This window comes from Stenotrophomonas sp. P2112, assembly GCF_041897515.1.
Taxonomy (GTDB): Bacteria; Pseudomonadota; Gammaproteobacteria; order Xanthomonadales; family Xanthomonadaceae; genus Stenotrophomonas; species Stenotrophomonas sepilia.
Window position 1 is genome coordinate 2,061,298 of the sequence record NZ_CP169216.1, and the last position, 18,372, is coordinate 2,079,669.

General features: G+C 67.7%; 19 protein-coding genes. All 19 read right to left on the minus strand.

Annotated features, from left to right (window positions below; genetic code table 11):
- Nucleotides 1-6: 6 nt before the first annotated feature.
- Nucleotides 7-522: a flagellar basal body-associated protein FliL gene (fliL, locus tag ACEPA4_RS09555; RefSeq protein ID WP_005416435.1), complete on the minus strand. Its 516-nt coding sequence runs from the start codon at nt 520-522 to the stop codon at nt 7-9.
- 127 nt (nt 523-649) lie between these two features.
- Nucleotides 650-1,819, minus strand: a complete 1,170-nt coding sequence (locus ACEPA4_RS09560; protein ID WP_262090551.1) for a flagellar hook-length control protein FliK — start codon at nt 1,817-1,819, stop codon at nt 650-652.
- Complete coding sequence (gene fliJ, locus ACEPA4_RS09565) at nt 1,819-2,286, minus strand: flagellar export protein FliJ (RefSeq protein WP_005416437.1); 468 nt, start codon at nt 2,284-2,286, stop codon at nt 1,819-1,821. Before fliJ ends, ACEPA4_RS09560 begins: the two co-directional genes overlap by 1 nt.
- 3 nt (nt 2,287-2,289) lie before the next feature.
- Nucleotides 2,290-3,675, minus strand: coding sequence for a FliI/YscN family ATPase (locus tag ACEPA4_RS09570; RefSeq protein WP_049412897.1), 1,386 nt, complete (start codon nt 3,673-3,675; stop codon nt 2,290-2,292).
- Complete coding sequence (locus tag ACEPA4_RS09575) at nt 3,672-4,313, minus strand: FliH/SctL family protein (protein ID WP_111178516.1); 642 nt, start codon at nt 4,311-4,313, stop codon at nt 3,672-3,674. Before ACEPA4_RS09575 ends, ACEPA4_RS09570 begins: the two co-directional genes overlap by 4 nt.
- The gene (gene fliG, locus ACEPA4_RS09580) at nt 4,310-5,296 is read right to left on the minus strand and encodes a flagellar motor switch protein FliG (RefSeq protein WP_024958226.1); all 987 of its coding nucleotides are present in this window, start codon (nt 5,294-5,296) and stop codon (nt 4,310-4,312) included. Before fliG ends, ACEPA4_RS09575 begins: the two co-directional genes overlap by 4 nt.
- 7 nt (nt 5,297-5,303) lie before the next feature.
- Nucleotides 5,304-6,950, minus strand: coding sequence for a flagellar basal-body MS-ring/collar protein FliF (fliF, locus tag ACEPA4_RS09585; RefSeq protein ID WP_005416440.1), 1,647 nt, complete (start codon nt 6,948-6,950; stop codon nt 5,304-5,306).
- 13 nt (nt 6,951-6,963) lie between these two features.
- Nucleotides 6,964-7,329 (minus strand): flagellar hook-basal body complex protein FliE, encoded by a 366-nt coding sequence (fliE, locus tag ACEPA4_RS09590; protein WP_005416441.1) that lies wholly within the window; start codon nt 7,327-7,329, stop codon nt 6,964-6,966.
- A gap of 335 nt (nt 7,330-7,664) precedes the next feature.
- A complete protein-coding gene (locus ACEPA4_RS09595; protein WP_049460596.1) occupies nt 7,665-8,081 on the minus strand; it encodes a hypothetical protein in 417 nt (138 codons plus the stop codon).
- 186 nt (nt 8,082-8,267) lie between these two features.
- Entirely contained in the window at nt 8,268-9,773 is a 1,506-nt protein-coding gene (locus ACEPA4_RS09600; protein WP_262090554.1) for a sigma-54 dependent transcriptional regulator, read from the minus strand.
- The gene (locus ACEPA4_RS09605) at nt 9,770-10,147 is read right to left on the minus strand and encodes a response regulator transcription factor (RefSeq protein ID WP_005409556.1); all 378 of its coding nucleotides are present in this window, start codon (nt 10,145-10,147) and stop codon (nt 9,770-9,772) included. The genes ACEPA4_RS09600 and ACEPA4_RS09605 overlap by 4 nt, the downstream gene beginning before the upstream one ends.
- A 14-nt stretch (nt 10,148-10,161) precedes the next feature.
- Nucleotides 10,162-11,571 carry an RNA polymerase factor sigma-54 gene (rpoN, locus tag ACEPA4_RS09610; protein WP_164093465.1) on the minus strand — a complete coding sequence of 470 codons (1,410 nt, stop codon included), beginning with the start codon at nt 11,569-11,571 and terminating at the stop codon, nt 10,162-10,164.
- A 323-nt stretch (nt 11,572-11,894) separates the two neighbouring features.
- The gene (locus ACEPA4_RS09615) at nt 11,895-12,527 is read right to left on the minus strand and encodes a response regulator transcription factor (protein ID WP_005413261.1); all 633 of its coding nucleotides are present in this window, start codon (nt 12,525-12,527) and stop codon (nt 11,895-11,897) included.
- 92 nt (nt 12,528-12,619) lie between these two features.
- Nucleotides 12,620-13,198 (minus strand): PilZ domain-containing protein, encoded by a 579-nt coding sequence (locus tag ACEPA4_RS09620; RefSeq protein ID WP_069138606.1) that lies wholly within the window; start codon nt 13,196-13,198, stop codon nt 12,620-12,622.
- Nucleotides 13,195-13,488, minus strand: coding sequence for a hypothetical protein (locus ACEPA4_RS09625; protein ID WP_005416446.1), 294 nt, complete (start codon nt 13,486-13,488; stop codon nt 13,195-13,197). The genes ACEPA4_RS09620 and ACEPA4_RS09625 overlap by 4 nt, the downstream gene beginning before the upstream one ends.
- Complete coding sequence (gene fliS / locus ACEPA4_RS09630) at nt 13,485-13,901, minus strand: flagellar export chaperone FliS (protein ID WP_005416447.1); 417 nt, start codon at nt 13,899-13,901, stop codon at nt 13,485-13,487. The genes ACEPA4_RS09625 and fliS overlap by 4 nt, the downstream gene beginning before the upstream one ends.
- A gap of 128 nt (nt 13,902-14,029) precedes the next feature.
- A complete protein-coding gene (gene fliD / locus ACEPA4_RS09635; RefSeq protein WP_005416448.1) occupies nt 14,030-15,445 on the minus strand; it encodes a flagellar filament capping protein FliD in 1,416 nt (471 codons plus the stop codon).
- 441 nt (nt 15,446-15,886) lie between these two features.
- Nucleotides 15,887-17,065 (minus strand): flagellin, encoded by a 1,179-nt coding sequence (locus ACEPA4_RS09640; RefSeq protein WP_111127724.1) that lies wholly within the window; start codon nt 17,063-17,065, stop codon nt 15,887-15,889.
- 86 nt (nt 17,066-17,151) lie between these two features.
- A complete protein-coding gene (locus tag ACEPA4_RS09645; protein WP_095377991.1) occupies nt 17,152-18,342 on the minus strand; it encodes a flagellin in 1,191 nt (396 codons plus the stop codon).
- Nucleotides 18,343-18,372: the final 30 nt, after the last annotated feature.

Sequence of the window (18,372 nt, forward strand, 5' to 3'; positions counted from 1 at the left end):
GGGCCCTTACTGGGTCACGAAGCTGGTGAACAGCAGATCGTCGGCGCCGTTGCTGCCGGTCTCGGCCTTGAGTACCTTCTGCACCTCGGCCAATGAGGCGGCCTGCAGCTTCTGCTTGCCGGCGACATCGGCGATCTGGTCCGGGCTGACCTGCGAGAACAGCATCAGCAGGCGCGCACGGATGGCCGGGGCGTGGGTCTTGATCGCTTCCAGCGCGGCCGGGTCGCGGGTCATCAGCTGGACCTCCAGCTGCAGGTAACGCGGGCCGTCGACCGGGCCATTGAGGTTGACCACGAAGGCCGGGTCCAGCGCGAAGTACTGTGCCGGGGCTGGGGTCGCGCTCTTCTTCGGCGCCTGCGCGGTCTTCTCTTCGTGCTTGGACTGGGTGAAGAACCACACGCCGCCACCGGCGGCAGCGGCGGCCAGTACGGCCACCAGCGCGGTGATCAGGATCGGACTACGCGGCTTGGCGGCCTTGTCCTTCTCTGCGGTCTTCTTGGTTTTGTCAGCGGCTGCGGCCACGGGTGAAGCTCCTGAGGGTTGCTTCACCGGGATATGCAAGGGGCGTGCCGAAGGCCGGGCAGCGGGATGCGACGGAATTCCGTCGGAAACCTGTGCCGGTAGGTGCCAACCTTGGTCGGCACGCCTGTCAGGCGTAAGCGTCCAGCAGTCCGCGCTGGCGGATCAACTGCGCCGACGACACGCTGGCCTCGCCCGGCGTCGGTTCTCCGTCGCCGATGATGCCGCTGCCACCGGGCTGGCCCGGCGCATTGCCCTCACCACCCGGTGACTGGTGGCCGACATCGGCGTGGGCCAGCTGGAAGCCCTGTTCGCCCAGCAGCTCGCGCAGGCGCGGCAGGCTGCTTTCCAGCGCTTGCCGCACGTCCACGTGCGGGCTGCTGAAGCTGGCATGCACCTTGTCGCCGTTCAACTGCAGGCGCACGTCGACCGGGCCCATGTCGTCCGGGCTCAGGCGGATGTGGGCGTGGCCGATCTTCTGGTCGGCCAGCCAACCCAGGCGTGCGCCGATGGCCTGGTCGAAGCCATCGTCACCCAGCACGGGTTTCGGCGTCGGCTCGCCATTGAAGATCGCATTGCCGGCGGCGAGCGCCGCCTTGAGGTCCTGTACGGCGGCTGCTGCCGGGGCGTGCAGCAGGGGTGTGCTGGCGCGGTCGCCAACGGCGGCCACGTCACTGCCTTCGCCGTGCTCGCTGCGCTTGCCGGGCAGGATCATCTCCGGCAGTGGCAGCGCCGTGGCATCGTCCGCACTGGTCGCCGCCGGTTTGGCGTCAGCCGCCACTGGGGCTGCGGTTGCCGCTGCCGGCGCGTCTGCAGGCAGTGTCGGGTTCGTGGCGGGGGCAGCAGCAGGCAGCGCGCTACCGTCGCTGGCCAGCGACGGTGCCGCGGTGGTCGGCAGAGCAGCGGCCGGATCGGCAGGCATCGGCATCGCCAGCACCAGGCCGGCCAGGCCGGGCGGTGGCCACGGGGCGTCCTCGGTCGCGGCGGGCTTGTCCTTCTCGGTGCCGGGTCCCGCTGGGGTCGCGGCAACGGGTGGCAGCGACGGCGTTTCAGCAGTTGCCGGTTCGGCGCCCGCATTGCGTTCATCCGGTGCCTGGCCATTGCTGTCGGCAGTCGATGGCGGGCTCGGCGTGGATGGCGTCGGCGTCGTGGCGCTCCCGGCTGGCGTGGGTGCAGACGGTGCGCCGCCCTGCAGCAGCTGGCTGAAGTCCTTTCCGCCTTCGCTGCGCGAGGCGCGTGCGGCACTGTTGCTGGTGGCGGGCGTGGCCGTGTTGGCGCTGCTGGCGAGCGGGGCGGGCATCACGAGCGGCCTCCCTGCTCGGCGCCGTCCTGGTCTTCGGCCTGCACCAGGCGTGCACGCCGTGCACCAATGTCGTCCATCTCGCGCTGGTCGCGGCGGTCGGTCACCACCTTTTCCTGCGCCCGGTAGCTGGCGGCCAGCTGCTCCAGCACCGCCTTGTCACGGCTGGCCAGGATCAGGCGCGCGCGCTCGGCCTCCACTTTCTCGCGGTTGCCATTGACCGTGGCCTGCTGCTGCTCGACCGCGCTGTCCAGTCGATCGAGGAAGGCGCGGCGGTTGAGCAACTGTGCCGGGCTGGTCGCCGCCATCTGTGCGTTGGCGTACTCCTCGGCATAGCGGCGCAGTTCGTCCAGTCGCGACAGATGGGTGTCGAGCACGCGCTGGCGTTCGGCCAGGTCGCGGGCGACCGCGTCCTCATGTTCCTGGGCCCGCTTGAGCAGGGGATCGATGCGCTTGGACTGGTTCATGGCTTAACTCTCTTGTTCCACCAGGCGCTGCAGCGCCGCCTGGCTGTGCGGGAGATCTGCGGCCTTGGCAACGTCCTGGCCGAGGAACTCCATGATTTCCGGCCAGCGTTCCAGGGCTTCGTCGGTGGCCGCGTCGTTGCCGCGCTGGTAAGCACCGATCGCGATCAGGTCCCGGTTGGCCGAGTAGGCCGAGACCAGTCGCTTCAACTTGCGGATGCGCAGGCGCCACGGTTCGTCGGCGATTTCCGTGACCACGCGGCTGACCGACGACTCGACGTCGATGGCCGGGTACAAGCCGCTGTCGGCCACGCGGCGCGAGAGCAGGATGTGGCCGTCGAGGATCGCGCGCGCGGCATCGGCGATCGGATCCTGCGGATCATCGCCTTCGGTCAGCACCGTGTAGAACGCGGTGATCGAGCCACGTCCCTTGGCGCCGTTGCCGGCGCGTTCGACCAGTGCCGGCAGCTTGGCGAACACCGACGGTGGGTAACCGCGGGTGGTCGGCGGCTCGCCGACCGACAGGCCGATCTCGCGCTGCGCCTGGGCGAAGCGGGTCAGTGAGTCCATCAGCAGCAGCACGTTCAGGCCCTGGTCGCGGAACCATTCGGCGATGGCGGTGGCACGGTAGGCGCCGTGCAGGCGCGCCAGTGGCGGTCGGTCGGCGGGGCTGGCCACCACCACGGCGCGGCGCAGGCCTTCTTCGCCCAGCGTGGTTTCGACGAAATCGCGTACTTCGCGGCCACGTTCACCGATCAGGCCGACCACGATCACGTCGGCGGCGGTGTAGCGGGTCATCATGCCCAGCAGCGTCGACTTGCCGACGCCGGAGCCGGCGAACAGGCCGACACGCTGGCCGCGGCCGATCGGCAGCAGCGCGTTGATCGCGCGCACGCCCACGTCCAGCGGCTGGGTGATCGGTTCACGCGCCAGCGGATTGATCGACACGCCGGCCATGCCAACATGGCCTTCGGCGCGGATCGGGCCCTTGCCATCCAGCGGCACGCCGTCGCTGTCGATGACGCGGCCGAGCAGGCCTTCGCCCACTTCCACGCCGCCCCGGCGCGCCGATGGCACCACCCGGGCATTGGGCAGCAGGCCATGCAGTTCGGCGCTGGGCATCAGGTAGGTGCGCTCGCCGGCGAAGCCGACCACTTCGGCGTCGACCCAGCCACCATCGACCACTTCCACCTTGCAGCTGGCACCCAGCGGCGCTTCGCAGCCGACCGCCTCCAGGGTGAGCCCGACCGCACGGCGCAACACGCCCTCGCGGATCAGGCCACGACCATGCGCGGTGTCCACGCGCAGGCCATCCAGGCGCCGCGCCAGGCGCAGGTTGCGGGCTACGGCCCAGTCGGCCGGCGGCGGAGTGGTTTGCGGTCCGACGCTCATGCGGTGGCTCCGGTCTGGCGGATCACCGCATCCAGGGCCCCGCGCAGGCGGGCTTCCAGGGTGCCGTCGATGCGCACGGCTTCGGCGTGCACGCGCAGGTCGCCACGGCTGAGGCTGGTATCCGGTACCAGGCGCTGCACCGGTGAAAGGTTCAGCAGCGGGGCGAGGGCAGCGATGTCATCCGGGTGCAGCCGCACTTCAACCTCGCGGGTGCTGCCCCCCACGGCGTCGATCGCTTCGCCGACCAGCTGCGCCAGCAGTGCCGGCTCGGCTTCGTAGGCGCGGCCGACCAGTGCGCCGGCGATGCGCACCGCCAGTTCGCCGAGTGCACCGACCACTTCGTTCTCCAGCCGCACCAGCGGCCGGCTGAAGTTGTCCAGGATCCCTTCGATCTGCGCGGCGAGGCGACGTACTTCGGCCTGGCCCTGGCCGTAGCCGTCGGCATGGCCCTGTTCGAACCCTTCCTTCTCGGCGTTGTCCTGGATCGCCTGGATCTCTTCAAGGGTCGGCAGCTGCAGCGGCGGCTCCGGTTCGTGTTCCGGATCCGGCTCGGTGAGTTCGAACGCATCCTCCTGCTCCAGCACTGGTTCGGGCTGGGCCAGCAGGTCCGGGGCAAGCCAGCGCACGACGTTGCTCACAGCATGGCCTCCGCGCTGCCACCGATGGTGACGGTGCCTTCATCGGCCATGCGCTTGACGATCGCCAGGATCTCGCGCTGTGCGCCTTCCACGTCGGACAGGCGCACCGGGCCGCGGGCTTCCATGTCCTCCAGCAGGATCTCGGCCGCGCGCTGCGACATGTTGCGGGTGATCTTGTCGCGCACCTTGATGTCGGCGCCGCGCAGGGCCAGGCCCAGGCGCTCGCCGCTCACCTCGCGCAGCACCAGCTGCATCTCGCGATCGTCCAGGTCGACCAGGTCGTCGAACACGAACATCAGGTCCTGGATGCGGTTGCTCAACGGCGCATCGATGCGCGCGATTTCGCCCAGGATTGCCTGGTCCTGGCCGCTGTCCATGAAGTTCAGGATGTTGGCCGCGCACTGCACGCCGCCGATGTTCGATGACTTCAGGTTCTGGTTGCCCGCGAACTGGCGCTCCATGATCTCGTTGAGTTCATTGAGCGCGTTCGGCGGAATACCGTCGAGGGTGGCGATGCGCAGCAGCACATCCACGCGGGTACGGTCCGGCAGCAGCTTCAGCGCGTCGGCGGCCTGGTCGGTTTCCAGGTGCGCCATCACGATGGCGATGATCTGCGGGTGCTCGTTGCGCACCAGGTCGGCCACCGCACGCGGGTCCATCCACTTCAGCGCGTCCAGGCCGGTGGTGTTGCGGCCGAGCAGGATGCGGTCGATCAGGTTGCCGGCCTTCTCGCTGCCCAGCGCCTGCACCAGCATGTTGCGGATGTAGTCATCCGAGCCCACGCCCAGCGAGGTCTTCGAGCCCAGTTCCTGGCCGAACTGGTCCATCACCCGCTCCACCTGCTCGCGGGTGATGTCGGTCATGGTGGCCATGGCGATGCCGATCTTCTGTACTTCCTTGGGTTCCATGTGGCGCAGCACTTCGGCCGCATCCAGCTCACCCAGCGAAAGCAGCAGCACGGCCGCGCGCTGTACTCCGGTCAGTTGTGCCTCAGTCATTGGCCACCCAGCCTTTGACCACCTGGGCCACGCGCTTGGAGTCGGTCTTCACGGCTTCACGCGCCATCCGCAGTCGTTCCTCATATGAATCCACCGGCAGTGCGAGCGCATCCGGTCCGCCCAGGCTTGCCCGGTCGGTGCCCAGCGCTGGCAGCGCAATGCCATCGTCATCGACCAGCTGCACATCCGCGGTGTGCGGTTCCAGGGCCTGTTCGTCATTCTTCTTGCTCTGGCCGGTGATCGCGCGCAGCGCCGGGCGCAGCACGCCGAACAGCAGCGCCAGCACCACCACCGCGCCCAGCAGCATGCGGCCTGCATCGTGCACCCACGGCAGCTCCCACCAGGCCGGGCCTTGTTCGGGCGTGGTCTCGCGCACGAACGGGGCATTCATCACCGACACGGTGTCGCCACGCTCGGCGTTGAAGCCGACGGCCTGCTTGACCAGCGCCTCGACGCGGGTCAGTTCGGCGGCCGACAGCGGCTGCGGGCTCATCTTGCCGTTGGCGCCGGCGCGCGGCACGTTGTCCACCAGCACCGCCACCGACACGCGCTTGATGCGGCCGGCCGGCTGGCGGGTGTGCTGCAGGGTGCGGTCCAGCTCGTAGTTGCGGGTGGCGTTCTTGCTGCTTTCGGTCGGGGTCTGCGCGGTGGCCGGCGCGGCCTGCTGGCCCGGCGGACTGTTGCTGGTGGCACCCGGCACGCCCTGCGGACCCGGCGTGCTGGTGGTGTTCTCGCTCATCTGCTCGCTGCGCAGCTTCTGCGGTTCACCGTTGTAGAGCTCACGGGCTTCCTCGGTCACCGAGAAGTCCATGTCCACGCTCACTTCCGGGTTGACGCGGCCGGGGCCGGTCATCGGCTCCAGCAGCTCGCGGATGCGCTGGTTGAACGAGGTTTCCTGGCGCCGCACCTGCTCGAACTGCGCGGCGTTGACCGCCGCCTCGCTGTTCGGGTCGGTGATGCTGAGCATGCGCCCGCTCTGGTCGACCACGGTCACCCGTTCCGGCGCCAGGTCCGGAATGCTGGCCGCGACCATGTGCACGATGGCGTCCACCTGGCTGCGTTCCAGCTGCTGGCCGCCCCGCAGTTCCAGGGTGACCGAGGCGCTGGCCACGTCACGCTGGCGGGTGAAGGCGCTGGGCTTGGGAATGGCCAGATGCACGCGTGAATCACGTACCGGGCGCAGCGTGTTGATGGTGCGCGACAGTTCGGTTTCCAGCGCGTGCTGGTAGCGCGCGCTTTCCACGAACTGGCTGACGCCGAAGCCCGGGTCGCGTTCCATCAGCTCGAAGCCGAGCTTGCCACTGTCGGTCAGGCCGGAGCCGGCCAGCTTCAGGCGGGCGTCGTGCAGGTTCTTTTCCGGCACGGTGATGCCACCGGTGGCCGGATCGAGCGCGAACGGAATCTGCGCGGCGCGCAGCAGGTCGGTCGCTTCAGCGGTCGCCTTCTGGTCCAGGCCGGTGTAAAGCGGGACCATGCCCGGCTTCTGTGACCAGAAGAACACGGACAGGCCTGCCGCCACCGCCACCGCGATCATCGCCATCAGGCCCAGCCGACGGGTGATCTGCAGACTCTGCAGGCGGTCGAACCATTGCCCGGCCTTTTCGGCGTTCAGGCTGTCCTTGGAGAGCGTCAGTGCCATGCGTCTCTATTCCTTACAGCGGCATGTTCATCACGTCCTGGTAGGCCTGGACGAGACGGTTGCGGACTTCCACGGTGGCGCGGAAGGCGATCTGGGACTGCTGCGAGGCGACCATCACCTTGGCCAGGTCGGCGCTGGGGTCGCCCATTTCAAAGGCCTTGGCGAGGGCGCCGGACTTCTGCTGCGCATCGTTGACGCCGGCAATCGCACCACGCAGGGTTTCGGTGAAGCTGGCCGGCTGGGCCTGCGGTGCTTCCAGCACCGTGCCCGGCAGGGCATTGCTGCGCGGCGTTTCGCCCAGCGGGTTGAGCGCCGGCTGCCCCATCTGGGTCTGATAGGAGCGGATCTGCGAAAGGATCGAAGTGACGGAGTGGGACATCTGCAACGGTTCCAGAAACAGGGATGGGGTTGTCTGCTGGAGCAGGTGCAAGTGCCGTGCCGAAACCGGTTTTCGATTCAGTGACGTGAGGGTCTGGTGTGTGTGTGCTGGCAGGGCTGCGCCCTGCACTCGCCGAATCAACGTCAACGTCAACGTCAAAATCGGGCTATCCGTGGGGTGGCGGGCTGGGTCCGGCGACAGGTGGCCGCGATCTGTTGAAACCTGCTACTGATGGTGGGTGCCGACCGTTGGTCGGCACGGGGTCGGATCCCGTTGCAACGCAACGGGCTCTGACCCCATTGAAGGCGCCATTTAACCGGCGTCGGTTTTCTGGCCTACGGCTGCAGGGTCCAGTGGCCGGAATTCTGGCGCTGGCGCGGGGCGATGGGGCCGTCGTGCTGGGTGTAGATGAAGCGGCCCTGGCGGTCGCTCAGGCAGGTCAGCAGCAGGGTGTAGCGTGCGGGGCCGGCCGGGTGGCTTTCGCTCATCTGGATCTCCGCGATATGCGGGGCCAGGCGCTGGTAGCGGTAGCTGCCGCCGATGCGCAGGTCGGTGCCGAGGATATCCAGCACGTACTGGTTGCCGGTGAAGCTGACCTGCACCATGCGTCCGGCGTTCGGATTGTCCGGCGCATACAACGGATCGCTGAGGTTGGTGAAGTGGCGCTGGTCCAGCGTGACAGGTAGCGTGCAGTTGGCCGCGGTGGCCAGGGCCGGGCAGAGCAGGGTGGCGAGCAGGGCAAGGCGATGCATGGTGGAACCTCCTTGGGGGTGTCCTCGCCATGCTCCGCACTGCGGCGGTGTTGTCTCTAGGAAAACGTGCAAAAGCAATGGGCTCAGATCCCGCTCCGCAGCAAGGGGATGTGAGCCCAGGCGCCCAAAACACCAACGCCCGGGCGAGCCCAGGCGTTCGTGCCCCCTTCATGCTGGTGGCGCGGTTCAGCCGGCCAGTTCGGCCTGCTCGCGTTCGATGCCGTACTTGCGCAGCTTTTCCACCAGGGTGGTGCGGCGCAGGCCAAGCAGCTGGGCGGCGTGGGCGACCACGCCCTGGGTGCGTTCCAGTGCTTCGTTGATCAGGCCCAGTTCGATGCTGGCCATGTGGTTGCGCAGGTCCATGCCCTCGTCGGGCAGTGCGGCCGGTGCCGCCGGGCGATTGACGGCGATACCGTGTTCCAGCGCCGGCTGGTTGCCGCTGCCGGGTGTGTGGAAGGAGAAGCTGCGCAGGTCCAGTCGCTCTTCGCTGGCGGCGGGCGGTGCCGGCGCCAGCGCAGCGACGGCGGCCAGTGCCGCATCGCCACGATAACGGGCCGGCAGGTCCTGTACGCGCACCGAGCCACCCGGATGCAGTACGGCCAGTCGTTCGACCAGGTTGGTCAGCTCGCGCACGTTGCCCGGCCATTCGTAGCCGGCCAGCGCCTGCAGGGCTTCCGGGGTGAAGCGCACTTCGCCACGGCCAGTGCGGGCCAGCTGCGCGGCGATGGTTTCCACCAGTGCCGGCAGGTCTTCGCGACGCTCGCGCAGCGCGGGTACTTCAATCGGGAACACGTTGAGGCGGTAGAACAGATCCTCGCGGAACTTGCCCTCAGCGATGCGGGTCTCCAGGTCGCGATGGGTCGCGGCCACCACGCGCACGTTGCAGCGGATGGTCTGGTTGCCACCCACGCGCTCGAAACTGCGCTCCTGCAGCACGCGCAGCAGCTTCACCTGCATCGGCAGGCTCATGTCGCCGATTTCGTCGAGCAGCAGGGTGCCGCCCTCGGCCATTTCGAAACGGCCCTTGCGCGCGGTGAGCGCGCCGGTGAAGGCGCCCTTCTCATGGCCGAACAGTTCGCTTTCCAGCAGGTCGGCCGGAATGGCGCCGCAGTTGATCGCCACAAACGGTCCGTCACGGCGTGGCGAACGCTGGTGGATGGCGCGCGACACCACTTCCTTGCCGGTACCGGATTCACCCAGCACCAGCACGGTAGTATCGAATGCGGCCACCTGCTCGATCATGGTGCGCAGGGCGCTCACTGCCGGGCCGTTGCCGGTGGGTCCCTGGTCCTGCGCGGCGCCGGCCTGATGCTCGGCATCCAGGCGCTTGAGGCTGGCGCGGCGCAGCAGGGCTTCCATCTGCGCGTGGCGCAGCGGCGTTTCCAGCGGCCAGATATTCGCTTCATGCAGCCCGTGCTGCTGGGCAAACACTGCGGCATCACCATCGGCCAGCAGCACCGGAGGCGGCAGGCTGCTGCCGCCCAGCCAGTTGTACAGCGCGGTGCTGGCGGGGCTGTCGTCCAGGCTGCCGACGATCACCGCCATCCAGTCGTTCTGGCGCTGCCGGCCCAGGTCGAAGTCGGCCGCGTCGGACACCCAGCGCGGATTGAAGTCCATGAATTCCAGCAGGGCAACGGTGCGCTCTGCGCGCACGGCGTCGTTGTCCAGCACCAGGATGCGCGATTCACTCACGACTGTTCCTCCCTGAGGCCTTCCAGGATCGGCATGACTTCCTGGATGTAGGACAGCTTGCTGACAAAGTTGTCGGCACCGGCACGCAGCGCGTGTTCGCGGTGCTCGGCGTCGTCGAAGTGGCTGGCGATCACGATGTACGGTGCATCGTCCTGCGACTTGATCAGGCGGGTGGCCTGCAGGCCGCCCATCTCCGGCATGGCCAGGTCCATCAGCACCACCTGCGGGCGCAGCGTTTCCGAGCGCTCGATCGCTTCCAGGCCGTTGCCGGCACTGCCGACGATCTGCAGCCAGTCGATCTTGCGGAAATGGCGCATCGCCGCGTTGATGAAGCCCTCGTGGTCATCGACCAGCAGGACCGTGAGCTTGTTCATGTCCAACATCCTTTTCAGCCCACCCGGGCCAGCTGCGGTTGCCTGGCGCTGAGCCGGCGCCGTTCGCGGGCCGGGGCGATATCCAGTTGTTCTCGGTATTTTGCGACGGTTCGGCGGGCAATGTTCACCCCCTGGCGTGACAGCAGGCCGGCAATGGCCTCGTCGGCCAGCGGACGGCCGGCGGGTTCGGCGTCGATCAGGCGGCGGACCATGGCTTTCACCGCCTGGCCGGAGACGCTGGCGCCTTCCAGGCGCACGGCGAAGAAGTGCTTCAGTTCGAAGGTGCCGCGCGGGGTCTGCAGGAACTTGCCGGTGGTGATGCGCGAGACGGTGGACTCGTGCATGCCGATTTCCTCGGCCACTTCCTTCAGGGTCAGCGGCGCCATCGCCTCTTCGCCACTCACCAGGAAGGCGGCCTGGCGCTCGACGATCACGCGCGCGGTGCGCAGCAGGGTGTCGTAGCGCATCGACAGGCCGCGGCTGAACCAGCGCGCCTCCTGCAGCATCTCGCGCAGTGCCGGCGCGGCTTCGCTGGTTTCGGCCAGCGCCTGTTCGTACTGGCTGTTGATCGAGACGCGGCGGCTGGTGGCCGGGTTCAGTGCCACCTTCCATTGCCCATCGGCGTGCCAGGCGACGACGTCCGGCACTACCACAGCGTTGCGTTCGGGCAGCAGGCTGTCGCCGGGGCGCGGCTGCAGCGAGAGGATCAGGCGCACCGCCTCGCGCACGTCGTCGATCTCGGCGTCGTGCTGGCGGGCGAGGGCGGGGTAGTCGTGCGCGGCCAGTGCCTCGAGCGCGCCAGCGAGGATGCGGGCGGCCAGGTGACGCGCGGGGACCACGCCGTGCAGGCTGCGCAGTTGTGCCTGCAGGCCTTCGCGCAGGTCCTGCGCAGCCATGCCAGCCGGTTCACCGTGCAGCAGCTGCTGGCGGATGGCCTCGACGCCTTCGGCGGCGATGTCGAACTGGGCGCTGGCCAGCAGCTGCAGCTGCGCCAGTGGCGCCTGCAGGTAGCCTGCCTCGTCGCAGTGGTCGAGCCAGAACGCGGCCACCGCCAGTTCGCTGTCGTCCATGTCCAGCGCCAGGCGCTGCAGCACGCGCAGCTGAGGGTCGGTCGACTCACCGGCGGCAATGCGCGCCATGCGGTCGTCGTCGCCGTCCTGCCAGCTGGCGCCGGCCACGTCCCACATCGAAGACTCCGGCAGCTCGTCGAACGCGGCGGTTTCCAGCGTGGTGGCGCTGACCTCGGTGGCATCAGCGGCCGGCGCTTCGGCCTCTTCGATCTCCAGCAGCGGGTTGGAGTCCAGCAGGCGCTGGATTTCCTGTTCCAGGTGCAGGCCATCAAGCTGCAACAGCCGTATCGACTGCAGCAGCTGCGGGGTGAGGTGAAGTTGTTGGCCCAGCTGGGTCGAGAGTGCAGCCTTCATCGTGGTTCCCCGGCGCCGCTCCCCGGCGCCTTGTGGAACGCATCTTGCTTTTGATCCGGCGTGGGCGGAATCGGGGGGTTCCTGAGGGGATTCGTGGTTGTCCCGACAGGATGTAGGGGTTATCCCTACATTGGCTCGGGATATTGACGAAACGGGCCGCCAAGTCATTGATTCGTCGTGCCGACGCAGCGGGTTTTGCAGCGGCCGGTGTACGGATTCCTGTCAGGGAATGTCGGGGTGACGGGAATTCGTCGCCGGTGCAGTGCCGGGCAGGGGTCAGATCCCTTTCCTGCGGAAAGGGATCTGACCCCATTCGCAGGCAATCACTCCAGCTCGTGCTGGTGGCGCGCGGCCAGCAGCAACAGGTCATTGGCGCGGCGGCAGCCCAACGACTCCATCATGCGTGCGCGATGGGTTTCCACCGTCTTCACGCTGATGCCGAGGTCCGCGGCGATTTCCTTGTTGCTTTCGCCCTTGCCGATGCGGCGCAGGATCTCGCGCTGACGCGGCGACAGCGCGGCAATGCCGGTAGGCTTCTCGCGGCCCAGCATGGGTGCCAGCATCTTGGCCGAGATCTGGGGACTCAGGAACACCTGGCCGGCATGCGCGGCGCGCAGCGCCAGTTCCAGCTCCTGCGGTGCTGCATCCTTCACCACGAACCCGACCGCACCGCGATCCAGGGCGTCGCGCACATGGGCGGCATCGTCGTGCATGGTCATCATCACCACCCGGGTGCCCGGGGCGCGCAGGCGGATGTCGCTGAGCGCTTCCAGGCCGGTGCGGCCCGGCAACGAGAGATCCATCAGCACCACATCCGGCGCATGCTGCAGCGCCAGCTGCAGTGCCTGTTCGGCGTTGCTGGCCTCGGCGACGAGCTGCACGTCGGCAAACCCCTGCAGCAGCCGCGCCAGGCCGGCGCGGACGAGGGTGTGATCGTCGACGATGAGAACTCGCACAGGCACGCAACAGATCCGTGTAGGGGAGTCCACCTTAACTTAGCTGAACGGGCGCGCCAAGGCTTGCCCGCCAAGCGTGATGGTGGCAGCTTTCAGCGCGCCCGGCGCGCCTCGGCCACCTGGCGGCGGTGCAGTCGGAACAGGTGCCGTTCCATTGCCATTTCCAGGCCGTCGCCGAGGCGCTGGAAGCGCAGCCACAGGAAGTGGCCGCCGCTGCCGTCGGCTGCCTCGGCGATCACTTCCACCGGCAGGTCGATGTGGTCGGGCAGCCAGTCGCTGGGCTGCAGGCGCACCACGCCGGCCTGTCCGGGGCTGGCACCACTGCGCGGGCCCAGCTGCAGGCGGATGCCACGGCGCGACCAGCGCACCGGGCGCAGGGGCAGTTCCAGGCCCTGCTGGCGCACCAAGCGGCCGAGCAGCACCATCGCCAGGTCCAGCTTGGCTTCAAGGCGTTGCAGCTGCAGGGTGGCCTCGTTGCGCTCGTCGTGCTCGTCAACACGGCTGTCTTCGACCAGTGCCAAGCTGCGCAGCAGGCCTTCGGCACCGCTGGTGCGTCCGGCCGCGCTGCCCGCCTGGAACTCGGCCGGCAGGGCCAGCTCGCAGCTGAGCGTTTCGTCGAACAGCTCGCTTTCGGCAGGATGGTGCAGCGACGTGGTCGGCAGCTGGGTCATGCCAGCGATTCTGCCTGCAGGTAGGCATGGGCGGCGCGAAGAGAGCGCTGACCGTCATTCATCAGTGCGGCTGCTGCATCGCGGCGCTGGCGCAGCAGGCCCAGAAGGCTCTGCTGGCGCTCGAACAGGGCGCTCAGCGGCGCGTGGTCCGCAGCGGTCAGCGGCTGGCTGAGCAGGGCATGCAGGGTGCTGTCGTGCCCGTCGAGCAGGCTGTCGGCCTGGTCCAGGGCGTCATCGCCCAGTGCCTTCTCGAAGGCATCCAGCTGCGCGTGCAGTTCGGGCAGGCTCATGGCGCCACCGCGGCCGGGCGGCGCTGTTCGTGCGGGATCGCGTTCCAGGCGCTGTCGATCTCGCCCAGCAGCTGCAGCGATTCATCCAGCGCGGCGCGGTCGTTGTGCAGGTTGGCTTCGGTCAGGCGCTGCAGCACGTAATCGTACAGGGCCGACAGGTTGCCGGCGATCTCGCCGCCGGCCTCATGGTCCAGCGAGCCGTTGAGGTGGCCGACGATCGCGCAGACTTCGCCGATCGCCTTGCCCTTGCCGGCCTGGTCGCCGCGCTCGAGGCTGGCCAGGGCGCGACGCACGCGCTCCAGCGCGCCGGCCAGCAGCATCGCCACCAGCTTGTGCGGATCGGCATCGGCGACCGCACTGGTCACTCCCACCTGGCGGTACTGCTCGGCATATTGACGGCTGGAACCGTACATTCGTGATTCTCCTTGCGCGGGGTGCCGCCGGGCGATCGTGGGGATCGGTGCCGGCGGCGCGGCGATGATTGCTGTTGCGTCCGTTATCGGTGCATTGCGCGGCAAACTTGAGTGCCACGCACGCATCGTCAGCGGTTCAACTGTGCCAGCTGCTGCTGCAGCGCCGTGTTGCTCTGCTGCAACTTGCCCATCAGGCTGTCCAGCGCGATGAACTGCTTCTTGTAGCGCTCTTCCACGCTCTTCATCCGCGTGTCGAGATCCTTGCGGCGCTTGTCGATGTTGTCCAGCGTGGTGTTCAGTCCCTTGGTCCGCGCGACGAACGCGCCTTCCTTGCCGACCGTGGTGCTGACATAGCCGTCGACCAGCGTGTACAGCTTGCCGGCACCGCCGGTATCTCCGGTGATCGCCTGGCGCATCTTCTCCGGCTGGCTGGCCAGTGCGGCGGCGAACTTGGTGGTGTCCAGGATCAGCGTGCCGTCGGCATTGGGGTAGCCGCGGGTATCCAGACCGATCGCCTTGGCATCGAGCTTGTCACCAGCCAGGTCCTTGAGCACGCTCGACATCACCGAGCGCAGCTGGCTGGTGGCGCCGCGCATCTGCGCATCACCGGTCAGCGTGGAGGCTTCCTTGGTCTTGGCGTCGTACTTGGTTTCGGTGTTGATCGCCGCCAGTGCGGCGTTGTAGGCGGTGACGAACTCCTGCATCACCTTGGTGGCTGCCGCAGTGTCGGTGCTGATGGTCACCGTGCTGGTGCCCGGCATCTTCAGGTTCAGGGTCAGGCCCGGAACCGCATCGGCCACCGTATTGCTGGCGCTTACGACCTTCACGCCATCGATGGTCAGCTCGGCGTCGGCGGCGGCGGTGTTCTGCTTGAGGCTGTTGACCAGTCCCCCCAGCTTGGCGTCGCTGCCTGCGTATTCGAGCTTGATCGCGTTGGCGGCACCGGTCTTCTCCTGGGCGATCGACAGGTACTGGTTGTCGCCGGAGCTGATCAGGGTGGCCTGCACGCCTTCCTTGCGGCCAGCCGCATCGATCTTGTTGCGGATGGTGGTCAGCGTGTCGCCGTCCTCCACCTCCACGTTCATGGTCTTGGCCTTGTCGCCCACGCCAACGGTCAGCGTCAAGGTTCCGGCAGCAAACGTGTCGGTCTTGGGTACCGAGGTATCGGCGATCAGTTTGTGCGCGGTGGCCAGCGAGGTGACATTGACCACGTGCGTGCCATTGGAGGCGGCAGCCTTGGTTGTGCCGACGTCATACAGCGCGACCGACGCCGTCAGGATCTCGTCGGTGCCCTTGTCGCCGCCTTTGCTTGCGGTCACGGTGCGCGTGTCGAACGCCGTGGTGGCCTTCAGTGCGGTCAGCGCCGTCTTCAGCTTGTCGAAGGCCGAGGTGATGGTGCCGATCGACGACAGCTGCATCTTGGCCTTGGACTGCTGCAGGTTCAGCGCATTGTCGGCGGGCTTGCGGTCGGCTGCGACCAGCTGGTTGACGATGTCCGAGATGTTGAGCCCCGAGCCAATGCCACCGTATCCAAAGTCTGCCACGTCGTTTCTCCTGGTATCCGGGCCCGGCCGTCGTGCGGTGGCCCGTCGTCAACGAAAATAGCGGCCTGCGCCGCTGGGTCTTGAGGACTTCGTTGATGCACGTGCCGTGCCAATCGCCTGGCGCAGGTTCTGGCACGCGGGTTGCAGGAGGGCTGGGGCAGGGTGCGGGTGGGTTCACCGCGGGCTGCCGGGAGTCTGCAAAAAGCCCTCCCCCAATGCAGGGGAGGGATCAGACTACTGACAATCGGGGGGAGACGAAGCCGCCCGGTACGTACAGTCAAAGGTACAGCGCTGAAAGAGAGGTCCGCAGGAGCGGGCGATGCCAAGCCGGTTCGGGACTCATCCCGGGCCGGGCATGGCCCGCGCCTTCGTGCATCGTGGCTTCCCGGTTGCCGCTACCGTCGGTTCGACCCGACGGTAGCGGCGCCTTCTTGCCGTGGATCAGCGCAGCAGGCTGAGCACGCCCTGCGGCACCTGGTTGGCCTGGGCCAGCATGGCCGTACCGGCCTGCTGCAGGATCTGGGTGCGGGTCAGCTCTGCGGTTTCCTTGGCAAAGTCGGTGTCCTTGATGCGGCTGCGCGAAGCCGACAGGTTTTCCGACGAGGTCTGCAGGTTGGCCACGACCGAGGTGAAGCGGTTCTGGATCGCACCGAGGTCGGCGCGGGTGCTGTTGATCGCACCCAGGGCCTTGTCGACCACTTCCAGGGCCTGCTGGGCACCGAGCACGGTGCTCACGTCCAGCTTCTGCACGTTGGCCGAGGTGTCGGTGCCAGCAGTGTAGGCGCCGGCAGCCGCTGCGGCGCCCCAGGTCTTGGCGGTGGCGTCGTAGTCGCTGCGCATCAGGGCGATATCGGCAGCGGCAACGGCCTTGCCTTCCTTCACCGAGCTCAGCTTCAGGGAGCCGTCGGCATTGGCTTCGGCGTAGATGCCGGCCTCGCCGATCTTGGCGTTGATGGCGGTGGCGACGGCCTTGGAGGCATCCGCCGTGGTGGCGCCGGCCTTCACTTCAACCGTGCCGATGTCCACGCCCATGACGGTGCCGGAGAAGCGTGCGCCGTCGGTGCTGGCGGCCAGGGCGGCGGTCGCGCCGGTGGCGAAGGTCGAGGTGCCCAGCGAGCCGGCCTTGGCATCGATGGTCTTGTCGATGGCGATGGCCTGGCCGGCATTGGCGCCGACCTGGAACAGCTGGCTGGAGAAGGTGCCGTCCAGCAGCTTCGTGCCGTTGAAGTCCGACTGCTTGGCGACGCGGTCGATTTCCGAGACCAGCTGGGTCACTTCGGCCTGCAGCGCCTTGCGGTCGCTGGCCGAGTTGGTGGCGTTGGAGGCCTGCACCGACAGCTCGCGGACGCGCTGCAGATTGTTGCCGATTTCGGTCAGCGAACCTTCGGCGACCTGGGCCAGCGAAATACCGTCGTTGGCGTTGCGGATGGCGACGTCGGTACCGCGGATCTGCGTGCCGAAGCGCTCGGAGATCGCCAGGCCGGCGGCGTCGTCCTTGGCACTGTTGATGCGCGAACCGGAGGACAGGCGCTGGATGGTGGTGGCCAGCGAGCTGCCGCTGGTGCTCAGGTTGCGCTGAGCATTCAGGGACATGGTGTTGGTGTTGATGACTTGTGCCATGGTGCATTTCCTTTGGCGAAGGTGGAACGTGTTTCAGGATCCGGGCGCGGCGTCATGCAGCGCCCGGAGGTCGATCAGTAAGCGGATCAGCGCAGCAGGCTGAGCACGCCCTGCGGCACCTGGTTGGCCTGGGCCAGCATGGCCGTACCGGCCTGCTGCAGGATCTGGGTGCGGGTCAGTTCTGCGGTTTCCTTGGCGAAGTCGGTGTCCTTGATGCGGCTACGCGAAGCCGACAGGTTCTCCGACGAGGTCTGCAGGTTGGCCACCACCGAGGTGAAGCGGTTCTGCACGGCGCCCAGGTCGGCACGAGTGCTGTTGATCGCACCCAGGGCCTTGTCGACGATTTCCATCGCCTGCTGGGCGCCCTTCACGGTGCTGACGTCCAGGTTGCTGGCGTACTTCGCGGCTGGCGCTGCAGCAGCAGTGGTGGCGGTGAAGGTCGGGGCGGTGGCGCCGGTCCAGGTGCCCACCGAAGCGGTGATGGCCTTGAACGAGCCATCGGCGTTGACGCTGTCCTTGACCGAGGTCAGGGTGACGCCAGCGGTGCCGTTCACTTCGGCGTAGACACCGGTCTCACCGATCTTGGCGTTGATGGCAGTCACCAGCGCCTCGCGGGAGGCCTTGCCGGTAGCAGCGGCGTCGGCACCCTGCTTGACATCGACGTCGGCGATGGTGACGCCATTGATCTGCAGGCCAGTGACCTTGAAGTCGGCGTTGGTGCCCGGGTCGGCCAGGGCCAGCGAGTTGGTGTCGAACTTGGCGCCGCCCAGGGCGTTGGCCTTGGCATCGATGGTCTTGTCGATGGCGATGGCCTGGCCGGCGTTGGCACCGACCTGGAACAGCTGGCTGGAGAACGAACCGTCCAGCAGCTTGGTGCCGTTGAAGTCCGACTGCTTGGCGACGCGGTCGATTTCCGAGACCAGCTGGGTCACTTCGGCCTGCAGGGCCTTGCGGTCGCTGGCCGAGTTGGTGGCGTTGGCGGCCTGCACCGACAGCTCGCGGACACGCTGCAGGTTGTTGCCGATCTCGGTCAGCGAGCCTTCGGCGACCTGGGCCAGCGAGATGCCGTCGTTGGCATTGCGGATGGCGACGTCGGTACCGCGGATCTGCGTGCCGAAGCGCTCGGAGATCGCCAGGCCGGCGGCGTCGTCCTTGGCGCTGTTGATGCGCGAACCGGAGGACAGGCGCTGGATGGTGGTAGCCAGCGAGCTGCCGCTGGTGCTCAGGTTACGCTGAGCATTCAACGACATCGTATTGGTGTTGATGACTTGTGCCATGAGGAGAGGTCCTTGAGCGGTTGCACGTGA